Annotated in this window: 14 protein-coding genes; 6 read left to right on the top strand and 8 right to left on the bottom strand. The window is 61.4% G+C overall.

Going from position 1 to position 16,960, the window contains the following annotated elements:
- Positions 1-31 precede the first annotated feature (31 nt).
- The gene (locus AB4O36_RS09615; RefSeq protein WP_460124058.1) at positions 32-1,294 is read left to right on the top strand and encodes an MFS transporter; all 1,263 of its coding nucleotides are present in this window, start codon (positions 32-34) and stop codon (positions 1,292-1,294) included.
- Between the two features lie 49 nt (positions 1,295-1,343).
- Entirely contained in the window at positions 1,344-1,850 is a 507-nt protein-coding gene (locus AB4O36_RS09610) for a heme-degrading domain-containing protein (protein WP_460141581.1), read from the top strand.
- A 54-nt stretch (positions 1,851-1,904) separates the two neighbouring features.
- Here the strand turns inward: AB4O36_RS09610 and AB4O36_RS09605 are convergent, their stop codons facing one another.
- Both AB4O36_RS09605 and AB4O36_RS09600 read right to left on the bottom strand, forming a co-directional pair.
- Positions 1,905-3,257, bottom strand: coding sequence for an MFS transporter (locus AB4O36_RS09605; protein WP_460124052.1), 1,353 nt, complete (start codon positions 3,255-3,257; stop codon positions 1,905-1,907).
- 183 nt (positions 3,258-3,440) lie between these two features.
- Complete coding sequence (locus AB4O36_RS09600) at positions 3,441-4,478, bottom strand: LacI family DNA-binding transcriptional regulator (protein ID WP_460124049.1); 1,038 nt, start codon at positions 4,476-4,478, stop codon at positions 3,441-3,443.
- 282 nt (positions 4,479-4,760) lie between these two features.
- Here AB4O36_RS09600 and AB4O36_RS09595 point away from each other — a divergent pair, with 282 nt between their 5' ends.
- The 3 genes from AB4O36_RS09595 to AB4O36_RS09585 are packed head-to-tail and all read left to right on the top strand — an operon-like array spanning position 4,761 to position 9,397.
- Positions 4,761-6,545 (top strand): IlvD/Edd family dehydratase, encoded by a 1,785-nt coding sequence (locus AB4O36_RS09595; protein WP_460124047.1) that lies wholly within the window; start codon positions 4,761-4,763, stop codon positions 6,543-6,545.
- Between the two features lie 27 nt (positions 6,546-6,572).
- A complete protein-coding gene (locus tag AB4O36_RS09590; RefSeq protein ID WP_460141580.1) occupies positions 6,573-7,790 on the top strand; it encodes a fumarylacetoacetate hydrolase family protein in 1,218 nt (405 codons plus the stop codon).
- Between the two features lie 17 nt (positions 7,791-7,807).
- Positions 7,808-9,397, top strand: a complete 1,590-nt coding sequence (locus tag AB4O36_RS09585; RefSeq protein ID WP_460141579.1) for an aldehyde dehydrogenase (NADP(+)) — start codon at positions 7,808-7,810, stop codon at positions 9,395-9,397.
- A gap of 113 nt (positions 9,398-9,510) precedes the next feature.
- Here AB4O36_RS09585 and AB4O36_RS09580 read toward each other — a convergent pair whose 3' ends face one another.
- The 6 genes from AB4O36_RS09580 to AB4O36_RS09555 form a co-directional block, all read right to left on the bottom strand.
- Positions 9,511-11,352 carry a VWA domain-containing protein gene (locus AB4O36_RS09580; protein WP_460141578.1) on the bottom strand — a complete coding sequence of 614 codons (1,842 nt, stop codon included), beginning with the start codon at positions 11,350-11,352 and terminating at the stop codon, positions 9,511-9,513.
- Positions 11,353-11,428: 76 nt separating this feature from the next.
- Positions 11,429-12,856, bottom strand: a complete 1,428-nt coding sequence (locus AB4O36_RS09575; RefSeq protein ID WP_460124036.1) for a cbb3-type cytochrome c oxidase subunit I — start codon at positions 12,854-12,856, stop codon at positions 11,429-11,431.
- 3 nt (positions 12,857-12,859) lie between these two features.
- On the bottom strand, positions 12,860-13,300 hold the full coding sequence (locus tag AB4O36_RS09570; RefSeq protein WP_460124034.1) for a c-type cytochrome: 441 nt from the start codon (positions 13,298-13,300) through the stop codon (positions 12,860-12,862).
- 117 nt (positions 13,301-13,417) lie between these two features.
- Positions 13,418-13,669 carry a cytochrome C oxidase subunit IV family protein gene (locus AB4O36_RS09565; RefSeq protein ID WP_460124031.1) on the bottom strand — a complete coding sequence of 84 codons (252 nt, stop codon included), beginning with the start codon at positions 13,667-13,669 and terminating at the stop codon, positions 13,418-13,420.
- An 11-nt stretch (positions 13,670-13,680) separates the two neighbouring features.
- The gene (locus AB4O36_RS09560) at positions 13,681-14,268 is read right to left on the bottom strand and encodes a cytochrome c oxidase subunit 3 (protein ID WP_460124028.1); all 588 of its coding nucleotides are present in this window, start codon (positions 14,266-14,268) and stop codon (positions 13,681-13,683) included.
- Positions 14,252-15,055 (bottom strand): AAA family ATPase, encoded by an 804-nt coding sequence (locus AB4O36_RS09555; RefSeq protein WP_460141577.1) that lies wholly within the window; start codon positions 15,053-15,055, stop codon positions 14,252-14,254. Before AB4O36_RS09555 ends, AB4O36_RS09560 begins: the two co-directional genes overlap by 17 nt.
- Positions 15,056-15,317: 262 nt before the next feature.
- On the opposite strand from AB4O36_RS09555, the gene nirS reads away from it, so the two are divergent.
- A complete protein-coding gene (gene nirS / locus AB4O36_RS09550) occupies positions 15,318-16,940 on the top strand; it encodes a nitrite reductase (protein WP_460141576.1) in 1,623 nt (540 codons plus the stop codon).
- The last annotated feature ends 20 nt before the right edge of the window (positions 16,941-16,960 follow it).

The raw sequence follows: 16,960 nt of genomic DNA, 5'->3' as shown, positions 1-16,960 counted from the left end.
GGGATACTTCGCTGACAGGATTTGTTAAAACATGAACAAAATCGACAACAGCCTCGTCACACCACGAATTCGCAGGGCCAGGATTGCAACCTTCGCAGGCTTCATGATGATCGGAGCCATGCTGTATATCTGGTCCACGGGTGTTTCCGCTTTTCGTCATCACATGGGCCTGAACGGCGACCTGGGCGATGCCAGTTTCGGCATGATCGCCTTCGGCATCGGCGTGGGCAGCGCCGCCGGGTCTTTCCTGGTGGGCCTTTTCCTCGACCGATTCGGCGCCAAGCGAGTGATCCTGGCAACCGCGATTGCCTATCCCCTTTCGATCATTCCACTGGGCTTCACCACCGACTTCAATTTCGCGCTGTTCTTCGGCGTGCTTCTGGGGTTGTTGCGCGGGGCCACCGATACCGCGTTCAACACTCATGGGGTGCAGGTAGAGCGCTTCTATCAGCGCTCGATCATGACGTCGTTCCACGCGGCCTACGCACTGGGCGGCTTCCTGCTGGGCATGGTCGGCAGCCTGTTTGCGGCCCGATTCACCGAGAGCGCTGCCGTACCCTTTGCGATCCTGGGTGGACTCACGATTCTCGGGGGTGCCGCTGTGGGTTATTTCATGCTGGACAAACATGAAGTGGTCCCGCATGTCGAGACCCTGACGGCTGCAAGCGCCGGCGTGACCAAGCGTTCGTCGAACGCCGTTATTTTGCTGATGATCGGGTTTGGCGTGCTGTTGCTCGGCAGCATGGTCGGCGAAGGGACGGTGGCTGATTGGGGCCAGGAATATGGGCGGCGCGTGCTCGGCGCGACAGCGTCAAGTGCTGGTATCGCCGTCTCGGTGTTCACCGGCGCTGAGTTTCTCGCGCGTCTGTTCGGTGATCGGTTCGCGGCCTGGGTCGGCCCTGCTCGAATGGTATTGATCAGCTCGGTGGTGGCGATTTGCGGACTGCTGGTAACCGTCGTGTTCCATACCCATCTGGCGGGTTTGGTCGGTTTCGCCCTGTTCGGTCTTGGTCTTGCCTGCATCGCGCCGCTCATGCTGTCGAGCGCCGGTCGCAAGGACCCGGCCAACGCCGGCCGAAATATCGGTATCGTCAACTGCATTGGCTACTCCGGCATGCTCCTGGGCCCGGCGGCCATCGCCTATGTCGTGAGTACATTCGGTATCGACAAGCTGCTTTATTTCCCGTTGCTGCTGATGATCCCACTGGCCCTGTTCGGCCCTGCACTGATGCGCCAGACACGCACGCCACAATCGGCTGCGGTCACGTCAACCCATTTGCAGAAATGCCTGTAGGCCGGGCGCCGGCCTTGTCGTTTCCCTGACCACACCAAAAGAGCTCGACATGGATCTTCAAGAAGACCTGGCAATATTGATTCGACAGGAGGAGGAACTTCAGTTCGAAGCCTTCGACGAAAGCACGGCCTGGCAACTCGGCTCGTTGCTGTACAACCGGGCCACTGCCCAGCGCTGGCCGCTACTGATCGATGTGAGGCTTTTTGACCGTGCGTTGTTTCTGGCCGCCACGCCCGGCATCACCGCCGATAACCACGACTGGGTGAGACGCAAAACCAACACGGTCCGCAGGTTTCTGTGCAGTTCCTACCGGATCGCTCACCAGTTGAAGCTGGAGGGCAAGAACATCACGGAGCGTTATCAGCTATCGCCCAGCGACTACGCCAACTTCGGCGGAGGGTTTCCGATCACGGTACGGGGCGCGGGGGTGATCGGCAGTGTGACGGTATCGGGTCTACCAGATCGCCAGGATCATCAGCTTGTCATTGACGCCTTGTGCACGTTGCTTGGCAAGCCCCCCGTTCCATTGACGCTCTCGCCACACCTGCCCGCCTGACCACCACGGCGCCAACCCCGTCCACGAAACGGGGTTGGCGCAGTGGACGGCCAATCAGCCCTTGCTGTCCTTGGCCAACATCGACTTGGGAATCAGCATGATCAGCACGCAGCTCACCAGCAGGCATCCACCCAGCACATAGGTGCCATTGTTGATGTCGCCCGTGAGTGTCTCGGCCATGGCGGTGATCATGGAGCCGGTGAACCCGGAGAGGTTACCGATGGCGTTGATCATGCCAATGCCCGCCGCCGCGGCTACGCCCGAGAGAACAGTACCCGGCAGGGTCCAGAAAATCGGCATCAGGCTCAGCAACCCAGAGGCAGCGACGCTCAGGAAGAAGATCGACACCGGCAGGTTATGGGCGAAGATGGCGCTGCAAATCAGGCCGATGCCGCCGATGAATGCCGGGATGGCCGCGTGGTATCGACGTTCACCGGTTTTGTTGGAGTGCCAGGCATTGAGGGTCATGGCCACGATGGCGGTGGCGTAAGGAATCGCCGTCAACAGACCGATGTGCAGGGTGTTGGAGATACCGGTCGACTTGATGATCGTCGGCATCCAGAACGCCAAGCCATAGAAGCCCGTGTTGAACGTCAGCAGGATCGCCACCAGCAACCATACGCGGCCGTTGAAGATCACATCACGAAGACTGGAAGCCTTGGTGGTGTTGTCGCGCTCGAGGTTGTTCTTGAGGACGTTTTTCTCCGCCGTCGTCAGCCACTTGGCGTTGTCGATCTTGTCCACCAGCAACGTCACGACGACCACGGCCATGATCAACGAAGGAATGCCTTCGATGATCAGCATCCACTGCCAGCCCGCCATGCCGTGCACGCCTTGCATGGACTGCATCAACCAACCGGACAGAATCCCGCCCAGGGTCAGGCTGATGGGCATCGCCATCAGGAAGCCTGCCATGACGCGGCTTTGACGGTGGGTGGGGAACCAGTAGTTGAGGTAGAGAATCACGCCCGGGAAGAAACCGGCTTCACAGATGCCGAGCAAAAAGCGCAGCACGTAGAACATGGTTTCCGATTCGATATGGAAGAACTTGGCCAGCGGCACCGTGAAGGCGACCGCCATGGAGACAATGCTCCAACTGATCATGATCCGGGCGATCCAGAGGCGCGCGCCGAAACGATGGAGAAACAGGTTGCTCGGCACTTCGAAGAGGAAATAACCCCAGAAGAAGATGCTCGCGCCCAAGGCGTAGACGGTGTTGCTGAATTGCAGGTCGTTGAGCATGTCCAGCTTGGCAAAGCCGATGTTGACCCGATCCAGGTATGCCGCCATGTAGCAAAACAGCAGGATCGGCAGGATACGCAGGATGACTTTTCGGTAGGTGCGGTCCTCGGAGGTAAGCGCCGCCGAGCCCTCTCCGTCGAGAGAGCGCTGAGATACTGATTCCATGTGTAAACCTCAAGGCATGTCGTCATGCCGATTGTTTTTGTTTTGGCTTGCGACCTTGAGTTCCTCGGACCGTCTGAGGCAATCCGGAGGGAGAAAAGGACTCTGCAAGATAGGCTGTTACCGGTAACATTTTTAATTTAACAACGAGTTTCCGAGCAAAGCAAGCAGGCCCGACTAAAAATTTCAGGTGCTTTCGCGGGCGAGGATCTTGAATTCGACCACTTCGGATTGTCTTGGTCGCGGCTGTCCGAGCCGCTGGGCGTTGGCACTGTTCGCCAGCAGTTCCCCGGCGCGGCGACCAATCCGGTAAGGGTCCACGGAGACCGTGGTGATGGTCGGCGTGCAATAACGCGACACCTCGAAATCACCGAAACCGGCGATGGCGACGTCGTCCGGCACACGCAGCCCCTGACGATGGCACTGCATGATGGCGCCGAACGCGGACAGGTCACTCACGCACATGACCGCGTCAGTGTCCGGCCACTTCTCCAGCAACCGTTTCACCGACTCACCACCGTGGCTCATGGTGATCGGCGACTCGCCATACTCCATCACCCTCGGCTCCCCTGCCCCCAGCGCCTGCACTGCCTGGAGGTAGCCCTGCTGTCGTTGCTGACCACGGTGGTCGAGCACGGACGCGCCGCCGATGTAGCCGATGCGCCGATAACCCTGCTGATACAGGTGCTCGTACAGCGCGGCGGCGGCGGCAACGTTGGAAAAGCCCACCGATTGCTCGATGGGGTCATCGGGAATGTCCCAGGTCTCAACGACAGGCACTTGCGCCTGGCGCAACAGCTTGCGGGTTTCATCCAGGTGCGCGCTGCCGGTCAACATCACACCGACGGGGCGATGGCGCAGCAGCGTGCGCACCAGCAACGCCTCTTGTTCCAGGTGGTAATCGGTGTCGCCCAGGAGCAGGCACAGGCCATGCCCGCTGACGGCGTCGTTGAGGCCGCGCACGGTATCGGCAAAGTTCGAACTCGCCAGTGACGGCACCAGGGCGACGATGAATTCCGAGCGCCCGGTGGACAAGGTCCCGGCGGAGGCATCAGGCAGGTAACCGAGGCTTTCGATGGCGTCCAGAACGAGCTTCTGCGTGCGCTCTGACACGTCTCGACCCGCCAGAACACGGGAGACCGTCATCTTCGATACACCGGCCAGTTTGGCAACGTCGGCCATGCGCGGCGGCGTGGTGGTTTTGCCTGAATCCTCGAAACTCATGAACGTCCTGTTTTCCTGAAAAAGACCGGGCAGTGCCTGAAAATCAACGCCGCCAACACGGATGCCGGCCGATTATACATGGGCGGTACTCACCCGACCTCTGCTGCTTGATACCGCATCGGCCACCCGGTCGAATATCGATATTGGGCCTTTACAAAATAAAAATGTTACCGGTAACATCAAGTCATTCGAACTCCGGCAGACGCTGTGCAACCCGTCAGTCTTGTCGCTTCTCGCGGTGGTTCGCTTTTCGTCGATCGACGCCTAACAAGAGATAAAAAAATGTCTGAAAACACTCCTCTGCCCCTTCGCAGCCAACAATGGTTTGACGATCCGAGCCACGCCGACATGACCGCGCTCTACGTGGAACGGTTCATGAACTACGGCATGACGCGCGAGGAGTTGCAATCAGGCCGCCCCATCATTGGCATCGCCCAGACCGGCAGCGACCTGGCGCCGTGCAACCGCCATCACCTGGAACTCTCGCAGCGAACCAAGGCAGGCATTCGTGATGCCGGTGGCATTCCGATGGAGTTCCCCGTGCATCCGATGGCCGAGCAGACACGACGCCCCACCGCGGCCCTGGATCGCAACCTGGCGTATCTGGGTCTGGTGGAAATCCTGCACGGCTTCCCGCTCGATGGCGTTGTGCTGACCACCGGCTGTGACAAGACCACCCCGGCCTGTCTCATGGCGGCGGCGACGGTCGATATTCCGGCAATCGTGTTGTCCGGCGGGCCGATGCTGGACGGCCACCACAAGGGCCAGTTGATCGGTTCGGGCACCGTGTTGTGGCATGCGCGCAATCTGCTGGCCAGTGGCGAGATCGATTACGAAGGCTTCATGGAGATGACCACGGCGGCCTCCCCTTCGATTGGTCACTGCAACACCATGGGCACGGCCCTGTCGATGAACGCGCTAGCCGAAGCCCTGGGCATGTCACTGCCCGGCTGCGCGAGCATTCCGGCGGCCTATCGTGAGCGCGGCCAGATGGCCTACGCCACGGGCCGCCGCATCGTCGACATGGTGCGCCAGGATATTCGTCCTTCGAGCATCATGACCCGCGAAGCGTTCGAGAACGCGATTGCCGTCGCTTCGGCGCTGGGCGCCTCGACCAACTGCCCGCCGCACCTGATCGCCATCGCGCGGCACACCGGCATCGATCTCAGCTTGCAGGATTGGCAACGCATCGGCGAAGACGTGCCGCTGCTGGTCAATTGCATGCCCGCCGGCAAATACCTCGGCGAGGGGTTCCACCGCGCTGGCGGCGTTCCGGCGGTGATGCACGAACTGAAAAACGCCGGTCGCCTGCACGAAGACTGCGCCACGGTCTCGGGTAAAACCATCGGCGAGATCGTCAGCCACAGCGCCGCGAGCGATAAAGACGTCATCCATTCGTTTGAAGACCCCTTGATCCAGCGGGCCGGGTTTATCGTATTGAGCGGTAACTTCTTCGACAGCGCCATCATGAAAATGTCGGTGGTCGGCGAAGCCTTCCGCAAGACGTATCTGTCCGAGCCTGGCGCGGAGAACAGTTTCGAAGCCCGCGCCATCGTGTTCGAAGGTCCGGAGGACTACCACGCGCGCATCAACGACCCGGCACTGGACATTGACGAGCGCTGCATCCTGGTCATTCGTGGCTGTGGCACCGTGGGTTACCCGGGCAGCGCCGAGGTGGTCAACATGGCCCCACCGGCCGAGCTGATCAAACGCGGTATCGACTCGCTGCCGTGCCTGGGTGACGGTCGCCAGAGCGGTACCTCCGCCAGTCCGTCGATCCTCAACATGTCGCCTGAAGCGGCGGTTGGCGGCGGGATCGGTTTGCTGGAAACCAACGACCGCCTGCGCATCGACCTCAATGCGCGTCGAGTGGACCTGTTGGTCGATGAAAGCGAAATGGCCCGTCGCCAGGCGGCCTTCAAACCCACCATCCCGGCCTCGCAGACACCCTGGCAGGAAATCTATCGCCAGCAGGTGGGCCAACTGTCAACGGGCGGTTGCCTGGAACCCGCGACCTTGCACTTGCGCGTCATCGCGCGCAGCGGCAATCCACGTCACTCCCATTGATCCGCCCTTTGCGCCGAGGTGTTTTCCATGTCTCAAACAATTGTTGCAACCGCATTATCGGACTTGAATGTGCACGCGCAGGATCTGGCCCAAGGCACCTGGATCAGCCGTGTGTGGATCCCCGGCGCCACGGCCGGCCCTGCGGTCGTGCTGCTCAAGGATCATCAGGTCTATGACATCAGTGCCCGGGTCGCGACCGTGTCGGCGTTGCTTGAACTCGATGAGCCCGTTGCCTACCTGCGCAGCCTGCCACTGGAGCAGGCGCTGATCAGCTTTGATGAGTTGCTGCGCAACAGCGACGCCGCCACCCGTGACGAAGCCCGACCGTGGCTACTGGCGCCCATCGACCTGCAAGCCGTCAAGGCCGCCGGGGTGACCTTTGCCACCAGCATGCTCGAACGCGTGGTCGAAGAGCAGGCCAAGGGTGACCCGGCCAAGGCCGACAGCATTCGGGCAATATTGGTGGAAAGCATCGGCGCCGACCTGGGTGACATCGTGCCGGGCTCCGCCCAGGCCGCTGCCCTCAAGGAAGTGTTGATCAGCCAGGGCATGTGGTCGCAATACCTGGAAGTGGGCATCGGACCTGACGCCGAGATCTTCACCAAGGCGCAACCTCTGTCGGCAGTAGGCTACGGGTCGGACATCGGCATCCATCCCAAATCCAGCTGGAACAACCCTGAACCGGAAGTGGTATTGGCCGTCTCCAGCAAAGGCAGGATCCAGGGCGCTACGCTGGGCAATGACGTCAACCTGCGAGACTTCGAGGGCCGCAGCGCCCTGCTGTTGTCCAAGGCCAAGGACAACAACGCATCGACCTCCCTGGGCCCGTTTATCCGCCTGTTCGACGAAACCTTCGGCATCGACGACGTGCGCTCGGCGGAAGTCGCCCTGCGCGTCGTCGGCGAGGATGGTTTTGTCCTCGATGGCAGCAGCTCCATGAATCAGATCAGCCGCGATCCGACGGATCTGGTGGCTCAAACGCTCAATGAAAACCATCAATACCCCGATGGCTTCGTGCTGTTCCTCGGCACGCTGTTCGCCCCCAAGCAAGACCGGGATCTGCCCGGAGGTGGCTTCACCCACAAGCCGGGTGACGTGGTGGCCATCAGCAGTTCCAAGCTCGGCACACTGGTGAACCGGGTGACGACCAGCGATCGCGCGCCTGCATGGCAGATGGGTTATCGTGCCCTGCTCGACAATCTGCACAGTCGCGGGTTGATCGACGCCGCCATCCAGCCATGTTGACCCTTGGGAGCCTATCCATGAACGAACACAACGGACACAACTTCATCAACGGCCAGCGCAGCGCGGCGGGGCAAAATCGCCTGCAAAGCTTTGACGCCAGCACGGGTGAAGAACTGCCTGGCTTCTACATCGAAGCCACACAGGAAGAAGTCAACGCCGCCGCTCAGGCCGCCGCGGCGGCTTACCCGGCCTACCGCACGCAGCCTGCTGCCCGACGCGCCTTGTTTCTTGAAGCCATCGCCGATGAGCTCGATGCTCTGGGCGACGAGTTCATCACCACGGTGTGCCGCGAAACGGCGTTGCCGGCCGCGCGCATCCAGGGTGAGCGGGCTCGCACCAGCGGCCAGATGAGGCTGTTTGCCCAGGTGCTCAAGCGCGGGGATTTCTACGGGGCACGCATCGACCGCGCCCTGCCCGATCGCCAGCCCCTGCCACGCCCTGACTTGCGCCAATACCACATCGGGCTCGGCCCGGTGGCCGTATTCGGCGCCAGCAACTTTCCGCTCGCCTTCTCTACCGCCGGCGGCGATACCGCCGCAGCGCTCGCGGCCGGTTGCCCGGTGGTTTTCAAGGCGCACCCGGGTCACATGGCCACTGCTGAATGGGTCGCCCTGGCGATCATTCGCGCCGCCGAACGTACAGCCATGCCGGCGGGCGTCTTCAACATGATCTACGGTGGCACCGTCGGTGCCTGGCTGGTGCAGCACCCGGCGATCAAGGCGGTCGGTTTCACCGGTTCGCTCAGGGGCGGTCGAGCGCTGTGCGACATGGCAGCGGCGCGGCCGGAACCGATTCCGGTTTTCGCCGAGATGTCGAGCGTCAACCCCGTGCTGGTATTGCCCGAGGCTTTGAAGGTCCGGGGCGCCGAAGTGGCTGCGCAGTTGAGCGCTTCGGTGGTTCAGGGTGCGGGGCAGTTCTGCACCAAACCCGGCATGGTCATCGGCATACGCTCACCCGAATTCGAGGCATTCCTGGACGACCTGGTCCAACAGGTCAATGCTCACCCTGCGCAAACCATGCTCAATGCCGGTGGGCTGTGCAATTACTCGGACGGCTTGACGCGCCTGCATGATCATCCGCAGATCCAGCACCTTGCGGGACGCCCACAGGAAGGCGGCCAGGCACATCCACAACTCTACGAAGCGGACGCCGCGCTGTTGATCGAGGGCAACGAACTGCTCCAGCACGAAGTGTTCGGCCCGGTCATCGTCGTCGTTGCGGTGAAGGATCGACAGCAACTGCAGCAGGCACTGCAAGGTTTGCAGGGCCAACTGACGGCCACCCTGATCGCCGAACCGGCGGATCTGGAGGTCTTCGGCGATCTGGTTCCGTTGCTGGAACTCAAGGCCGGTCGCCTCCTGCTGAATGGATACCCGACCGGTGTCGAAGTCTGCGACGCGATGGTCCATGGCGGCCCCTACCCGGCCACCTCGGATGCTCGCGGTACGTCCGTGGGCACGTTGTCGATCAATCGCTTCCTGCGCCCGATCTGCTTCCAGAACTACCCGGACAGCCTGCTCCCCGACCCGCTGAAGAATGCCAATCCACTGGGCATCCTGCGTCTGGTGGATGGCGTGAGCACCCGGGATCGCCTGGCCGACCATTAAGTGAATGGCGCCCCTGGTCAGGCGATGGCGCGTGGCTCAGGGGCGTGTTTTGTAAGATCGCTCATCAAGGCGCGGCCTTGTCTTCATTCAGGCGGGGCTCCACCCGCCCATGCCTACCGTTGTGTCAACTGCCGATACAACTGCGGCAACCGCAGCGGCAGTTGCTCGGGCTGGCGGATCAGAGTGTAGCCATTGGCGCCGAACATGTAGGGCAGGTATTCCTCGGCCTCGCGATCGATGGTGATGCAGAACGGGATCAGGCCCTGGCGCCGTGCTTCCATGACCGCCTCGCGGGTGTCTTCCACGCCGTAGCGTCCTTCGTACAGGTCCAGGTCGTTGGGTTTTCCATCGGTGACCAGCAACAACAACTTGCTGCGTCGCTTGCTCTGCCCCAACAGGTGGGTGGCGTGACGAATGGCGGCGCCCATGCGCGTGTAATAACCGGGTTTAAGGCCCTGGATCCGCCCACGGGTGTTGTCATCGTAACGTTGGCCGAACGACTTCAACTCCTGCATGCGTACCTGCTGTCGGCGTAATGACGAAAACCCATACAAGGCAAAATCATCACCCAACCCCGACAGGGTTTCGCCGAACAACAGCAAACTGTCGCGCACCACATCAATCACCCGATGCTCATTGTTCAAATGCGCATCGGTGGACATCGACAGATCCGCCAGCAACAGGCAAGCCAGATCCCGCCGTGTTCGCCGTTGCTCCATGAACAGTCCTCGCTCGGCGCTCTGCCCATGCGCGCGCTCGACGTGAAAATCCAGCCATGCTTGCATGTCGAGCTCCGAACCTTGCGCCTGCTGGCGCAACCACTGCCGATCATTGCGCAGGTGCTCGAACTGGCGCCGCAGACGATGGGCCGAAGCCTTGAGCCGTTGCGGCAGCGGCAGTGCCTCACAGTCACGAGGCACCATCATTTGCAGGTTGACGAAGCTGTCCTGCATTTGCTGCTTGCGGTAGTCCCATTCCGGCAACTTGATGCCCTCGCCCAGCGGCATATCGTCAACGTCGGCGGGTGGCAAATCCAGGTGCAGCTTGAGACCGCCGCCCTTGCGCAGACGTGTGCGCGACAGGGTCAATTCATCCAGATCATCAGCCACCTTGGAGGCGTCCTCGTCTTCGCTGTCGTCCTCCCAGCGATCCAGGTCGACGTGTTCACTCCAGCTGAACAGGTTCTCGAGGCGCACCACCAGGAAACCGCCATCGCGGGTGCTGTCGTCGATGCGTTTGGCGCGCTTGCGCCCGCTCTTCTGTTCGCCGGGTGCGGTGGTCAATGATTCTTCGGATTCCTCACCCAGGTCGGCCTTCTGCGGCGTCGACAGGTTTTGCGGCGGATACAGCCACAGCGGCAGCGGCCAGGCCGCCCGTTCGCTGCGCGGGAAATGCTCGACACTGCCAGGCTCACGCAGCGCCTGACACAACGTCCGCTCCAGCGCCGCCTCACTGCGACTCAATGAGCCAGGATCGGGGCGCAGTTGCAGGTGCGCGTCCACCAGGCGCTTGTAGCGGGCGCGCAACGCCGGGAAGCGTTGCAACAACTGCTGGGTCCAGCGCTGATTATCCCGCCCCCAGTGCCGCATCGGCCCGGCCTGCGCGGCCAGCAACGCGAGCCAGCGGTACAGTTCCTGGTTCAGGGAGACTTCGGGAAACACCGCCAGGCTCGGCGGCAGACGCAGCGTGGTGTCGTCACACCAGGCCAATGGCACTTGCTTGCAGGTGCCGGCGATCTGCTGCAACACATTACGCCGCAGCAGCAGGTCACGTTCGCTGGCCGCTTCCACACCGATGCCGCTGGCGCCGCCCATGGCACGGAACAACAACGCCAACGGACGTTGCTGGCTGATCAGCTCAACCCGCGCATCGGGAAAATCAGGGCTGGCGCGACGGGTGATGAAACGGTGCCAGACACTGCCGACCCACTCTTCCAGTTCGACGGTAAAGGCCATTGAATTCGCCCTTTCTGAAACCAAAAAACGGCCCGCTGTACCAGCCGGGCCGACCTTTTCTAGCCGTTACTTGCACTCATGAAGGGACTACCGGTGCGGGAGCCCGCAACGCGGCGCGACCACGCTGGCGGAAGCTGCACAGGTAGCAGACCAAGCCGCCGAGGAACGCCACACCCGAAGCCAGGCGAGCCCAGAACAGCACTTGAAGGTGATCGACCGTGGCCATGAACGGCATGGCCAGGCCATCAGCCTGCCAGCGTTGCAGGTAGACCTGCACGGCACCCGCGGCGGTGAGGAACAGCGTAATCGCCACCATCGACAGGGTCATCAGCCAGAAGCCCCAGACTTCGAGGGTCTGCGAACGCTCGTCTGCCGCTTCACCCAAGCCGCGCAAGCGTGGCATGGCGTAGCTGATCAGGGTCATGACGATCATGGCGTAGGCGCCGTAGAAGGCCAGGTGACCGTGGGCCGCCGTCAATTGCGTACCGTGGGTGTAGTAGTTGACCGGTGCCAGGGTGTGCAGGAACCCCCAGACGCCCGCCCCGAAGAACGCGGTGACGGTGGTGCCCTTGGCCCACAGGGTAGCCGCACGGTTAGGGTGCTGCCGACGACGTTTTTTCACCATGCTGAAGGCGAACATCACCATGGCCAGGAACGGCAGCGGTTCCATGGCGGAGAAGATCGAGCCCACCCACAGCCAGACCTCGGGGGCACCAATCCAGAAGAAGTGGTGACCGGTACCGATGATCCCGGTAATCAGCGCCATGGCGATGATCACGTACAGCCATTTCTCCACGACTTCGCGGTCGACACCGGTGATCTTGATCAGGACGAAGGCCAGCATCGAACCCATGATCAGTTCCCAGACGCCTTCCACCCACAGATGCACCACCCACCACCAGTAGAACTTGTCACGGGCCAGGTTATCGGGGTTGTAGAAGGAGAACAGGAAGAACACCGCAAGGCCGATCAACCCGGTCATCATCACCATGCTGACAGTGGTCTTGCGACCTTTGAGCAGGGTCATGCCGATGTTGTAGAGAAAGCCCAGGCAGACGACCACAATGCCCATCTTGGTGATGGTCGGCTGCTCCAGGAACTCACGCCCCATGGTCGGCAGCAACTCGTTGTGCGTCAGTTTGGCGAGGCCAGCGTACGGCACCAGCAGGTAACCGAGGATGGTCAGCACACCCGCTGCGGCGAACACCCAGAACAGCAGGATCGCCAGTTTCGGACTGTGCAGCTCGCGGTCCGCCTCCTCGGGAATCAGGTAGTAGGCCGCGCCCATGAAGCCAAACAGCAGCCACACGATCAGCAGGTTGGTGTGAACCATCCGCGCCACGTTGAACGGAATGACCGGGAACAGGAAGTCGCCGATCACGTATTGCAAGCCCATGATCAAACCGAACAGCACCTGGCCGAGGAACAGCATCAGGGCGAACACGAAGTACGGCTTGGCCACGGCTTGCGAGGCGAATTTCAGATGCGGATTAGAAATACTCATCTCTCAACCCTCCTTGTTTGGCGGCCAGTTGTTGGTATTGATCTTCGAGCTCCACTTGAGGAACTCGGAGAGGTCGTTGACCTCCTGCTCCTTGAGGTGGAACTGAGGCATCGCCCGCCGACCGGGTACGCCCAACGGCTGCATTTTCATCCACGCCTGCAGGAACGGCTTGAAGCCTTCCTCGCCGCCGCGACGCTGGAACACGTTGCCCAGCTCAGGCGCGAAGTAAGCGCCCTCGCCCAGCAGCGTATGGCAGCCGATGCAGTTGTTTTGCTCCCAGACTGTCTTGCCGCGTATCACCGACTCGGTTAACTGCTCGACGTTACTGCGCTCCGGAAAGGTCTGTTCTGTGTGGTAGGTCAAGGCCAGGAATATCAGGAAGAAGAACACGCTTCCCCCGAAGTAGATATTCCTGGCCATGCCCTTGGTGAAGGTCTCTGACATGGTCGCTTCCTCATTGCTTGGCGAGTCCATGATAGGAACCGAGGGGCTTAAAACCGCTTGATGGCAATCAAGAAAAGCAGATGGATTAAGGCAGCTGCAAGTTTCAAGCTGCAAGCCTCAAGCTAAAAGCGTCAGCGCGATGAGTGCGGCCAGAATTAGGGCCCAGGCGAGCATCAGGCGGCGCCACAGGCGTGGGGCGCGGCGCAGCTCCATGAAGCCTTCGGTGATCAGCCAGGCCTTGGCCACCGCAACCAGCAGGATGGTGATCGACAACCACGCGGTGGCGCCGGAATGTGCGAGCACGACCGTGCACACGCTTAATGTCGCCAGCGCAGCCCAGCACATCCACAGCAATCGGGAAGCCGACATAAGCCCTCGCCTCAGTTCAGTACGTAGACCAGCGGAAACAACACCACCCAGATCAGGTCGACCATGTGCCAATACAGCACGCCGGATTCGAAACCACCGCGATTGTCGGCGCTGTACAGGCCACGGCGGCAGCGCAGGGCCAACCAGGCAAGGATGAACATGCCCAGCAGCACGTGGACGAAATGAAATCCCGTGAGGATCCAGTACAGGGTGAAAAACGTGTTGTGCTCCATGCCCAGCCCGTTGGCCAGAAGGTGCCGGTACTCGGTGAGTTTCAACACCACATACACGCTGGCAGCGAGCAGCGCCGCCAGCAGCAGGAGCGCACCTCGACGCGGCTGCGAGTGACGTACCTGCTCCTGGGCCAGCGCGGCGAACAACCCTGCCGTGAGCAGGCTGAGGGTCATCGCCAGGCCGGTGGAGGTGTCGAGCAAGGCGCGGCTGTCGGCGAACAATTGCGGCTTGATCGCCTGGGTCACGGCGAACGCCAGGATCAGCAGCGCGAACACCGACAGCTCGGCGAGGATGAAAAACCACATCGCCAGATCGCCCGGCAAGTGGCCGGGCGATACGCGAGAAGCGTCAGCCGAAATGGACATCGACCACGCCCATCAGCGCCGCGACGGTCAGCGGATCATCGCTCAAGGGCTCGGCCAGGCAGGCCATGCACGCCTCGCGCGGGCTCATGCCGGAGCGGATCATGCGTGCAGTGAAAATCAGCAGCCGGGTCGAGGCCACTTCTTCCAGGTCATGCTGATCGAGCCGGCGCAGCGCCTGTCCCAACTTCACCACCTGCGCCGCCAACGCGCTGTCCACCTGCGCCTCGCGAGCGACGATGCGCTCTTCCTCGGCCACCGGCGGGTAATCGAAACGCATCGCCACAAAGCGCTGGCGGGTACTGGGTTTCATGCCCTTGAGCAGGGTCTGGTAACCCGGGTTGTAGGACACCACCAGCATGAACGACGGCGGTGCCTTCAGCACTTCGCCGGTGCGGTCCAGGAACAGTTCGCGACGGTCATCGGCCAGCGGGTGCAACACCACCGCCGTGTCCTGCCGCGCCTCGACCACTTCGTCCAGGTAGCAGATGCCGCCTTCGCGCACCGCGCGGGTCAGCGGGCCGTCCTGCCACCAGGTCCCCTGGGCGCCAATCAGGTGCCGACCGATCAGGTCAGCGGCACTCAAATCGTCATGACAGGCCACCGTGTACAGCGGCAGGTTCAAGCGGTGCGCCATGTGCTGGACGAAGCGCGTCTTGCCGCAACCGGTCGGGCCTTTGATCAGCACCGGCATGCCGTGGTGCCAGGCCTGTTCGAACAGCACCTGCTCGTTGTTCAGGGGCTGGTAGAAGGGTTCGGGATTGATGTCGCGTGAGTGGCTGAGGTCCATGAAGCACCTGAATTAACAGCGGATTTGGGTCACACGCTACGAGCCCCTGCGACAACTTGGCAAGCGCCATGGCCGGCAAACTTGATCACCGTCAAGCAGCCTTTACCGCGCTCCGGCATAGCCTTGCAGCGCACTAAGAACCTGCGTCCTGTGCTGTCGTCTGGGCACATAGAAGAGGTCCAGCCTGAGGAGAAATGGAATGCTGATCAGTAATAGAAAAACGTTAGCTGTGACTGCCGCCACACTGTTTTCAACACTTGCCATGAGTCACGCCGTCGGGGCCGGCGAGGCAGCCTCCGCACCCGTCAAGGCGGCCATGGTGACCAGCGCCGGGGCGCCGGACATGAGCCAGGCCGAGTTCGACTCGTCCAAGGAAATCTACTTCCAGCGCTGCGCCGGTTGCCACGGCGTACTGCGCAAGGGTGCTACCGGTAAACCGCTGACACCGGACATCACCACATCCCGTGGCCAGGCCTACCTGGAAGCCCTGATCACTTACGGCTCGCCCGCAGGCATGCCGAACTGGGGCACCTCCAATGCACTGACCAAGGAGCAGATCACCTCCATGGCCAAGTTCGTCCAGCACACGCCGCCTACCCCGCCGGAATGGGGCATGGCCGAGACGCTGAAAACCTGGAAAGTCCTGGTCAAGCCTGAGGATCGTCCGAAGAAACAGCTGAGTAAACTCAACCTGCCGAACCTGTTCTCGGTGACCCTGCGCGATGACGGCAAGATCGCCCTGATCGACGGCGACACCAAGAAAATCGTCAAGCTGATCGAGACCGGTTACGCGGTGCACATCTCGCGGATTTCCGCTTCCGGTCGCTACCTGCTGGTGATCGGCCGCGATGCCCGCATCGACATGATCGACCTGTGGCCGGCCGAGCCCACCAAGGTGGCCGAAGTCAAGGTCGGTATCGAAGCACGCTCGGTGGAGACCTCCAAGTTCAAGGGCTACGAGGACAAATACACCATTGCCGGTTCCTACTGGCCGCCACAGTTCACCATCATGGACGGCGAAACCCTGGAGCCGAAACAGATCGTCTCGACTCGCGGCATGACCGTCGACAAGCAGGAATACCACCCCGAACCTCGGGTCGCGGCGATCATCGCCTCCCACGAATGGCCTGAGTTCATCGTTAACGTCAAGGAAACCGGCAAGGTCATGCTGGTCAATTACGAAGACATCAAGAATCTCAACATCACCTACATTGACGCCGCGCCGTTCCTGCATGACGGTGGTTGGGACAGCTCGCACCGCTACTTCATGACCGCTGCGAACAACTCCAACAAGGTGGCCGTGATCGACTCCAAGGATCGCAAGCTGACGTCCCTGGTGGACGTGGGCAAGATCCCGCACCCGGGTCGTGGCGCCAACTTCAATCACCCCACCTACGGACCGGTCTGGGCCACCAGCCACCTGGGTGACGAAGGCATTTCGCTGATCGGCACCGACCCGGCCAAACATCCGCAATACGCCTGGAAACAAGTGGCCTCGCTCAAGGGCCAGGGCGGTGGTTCGCTGTTCATCAAGACCCACCCCAACTCCCGTCACCTGTATGTCGACACCACCCTCAACCCGGACGCCAAGATCAGCCAGTCCGTGGCGGTGTTCAACATCGACAAGCTCGACGCCGGCTACACCGTGCTGCCCATCGCCGAATACGCAGGCATCAAGGAAGGCGCCATGCGCGTCGTGCAACCGGAATACAACAAGGCTGGCGACGAGGTCTGGTTCTCCGTGTGGAGTGGTCAGTCGGATGAGTCCGCACTGGTCGTGATCGACGACAAAACGCTGAAGCTCAAAACAGTGATCAAGGACAAGCGCCTCATCACGCCAACTGGCAAATTCAACGTTTACAACACCCAACACGACATCTATTGAGCTTCATCAATACAAGGAAA

Source organism: Pseudomonas sp. S2_E01 (assembly GCF_054668365.1).
Note: the sequence above shows the minus strand (reverse complement) of the source record. Positions and strands in the feature narration are given on the sequence as shown.

Coding starts and splice junctions, on each gene's coding strand:
- AB4O36_RS09585 (WP_460141579.1), top strand. CDS start 7,808: ATGAACGAACACAACGGACACAACTTCATCAACGGCCAGCGCAGCGCG.
- AB4O36_RS09555 (WP_460141577.1), bottom strand. CDS start 15,055: ATGGACCTCAGCCACTCACGCGACATCAATCCCGAACCCTTCTACCAG.
- AB4O36_RS09600 (WP_460124049.1), bottom strand. CDS start 4,478: ATGAGTTTCGAGGATTCAGGCAAAACCACCACGCCGCCGCGCATGGCC.
- AB4O36_RS09615 (WP_460124058.1), top strand. CDS start 32: ATGAACAAAATCGACAACAGCCTCGTCACACCACGAATTCGCAGGGCC.
- nirS (WP_460141576.1), top strand. CDS start 15,318: ATGAGTCACGCCGTCGGGGCCGGCGAGGCAGCCTCCGCACCCGTCAAG.
- AB4O36_RS09580 (WP_460141578.1), bottom strand. CDS start 11,352: ATGGCCTTTACCGTCGAACTGGAAGAGTGGGTCGGCAGTGTCTGGCAC.
- AB4O36_RS09560 (WP_460124028.1), bottom strand. CDS start 14,268: ATGTCCATTTCGGCTGACGCTTCTCGCGTATCGCCCGGCCACTTGCCG.
- AB4O36_RS09570 (WP_460124034.1), bottom strand. CDS start 13,300: ATGTCAGAGACCTTCACCAAGGGCATGGCCAGGAATATCTACTTCGGG.
- AB4O36_RS09610 (WP_460141581.1), top strand. CDS start 1,344: ATGGATCTTCAAGAAGACCTGGCAATATTGATTCGACAGGAGGAGGAA.
- AB4O36_RS09565 (WP_460124031.1), bottom strand. CDS start 13,669: ATGTCGGCTTCCCGATTGCTGTGGATGTGCTGGGCTGCGCTGGCGACA.
- AB4O36_RS09605 (WP_460124052.1), bottom strand. CDS start 3,257: ATGGAATCAGTATCTCAGCGCTCTCTCGACGGAGAGGGCTCGGCGGCG.
- AB4O36_RS09590 (WP_460141580.1), top strand. CDS start 6,573: ATGTCTCAAACAATTGTTGCAACCGCATTATCGGACTTGAATGTGCAC.
- AB4O36_RS09595 (WP_460124047.1), top strand. CDS start 4,761: ATGTCTGAAAACACTCCTCTGCCCCTTCGCAGCCAACAATGGTTTGAC.
- AB4O36_RS09575 (WP_460124036.1), bottom strand. CDS start 12,856: ATGAGTATTTCTAATCCGCATCTGAAATTCGCCTCGCAAGCCGTGGCC.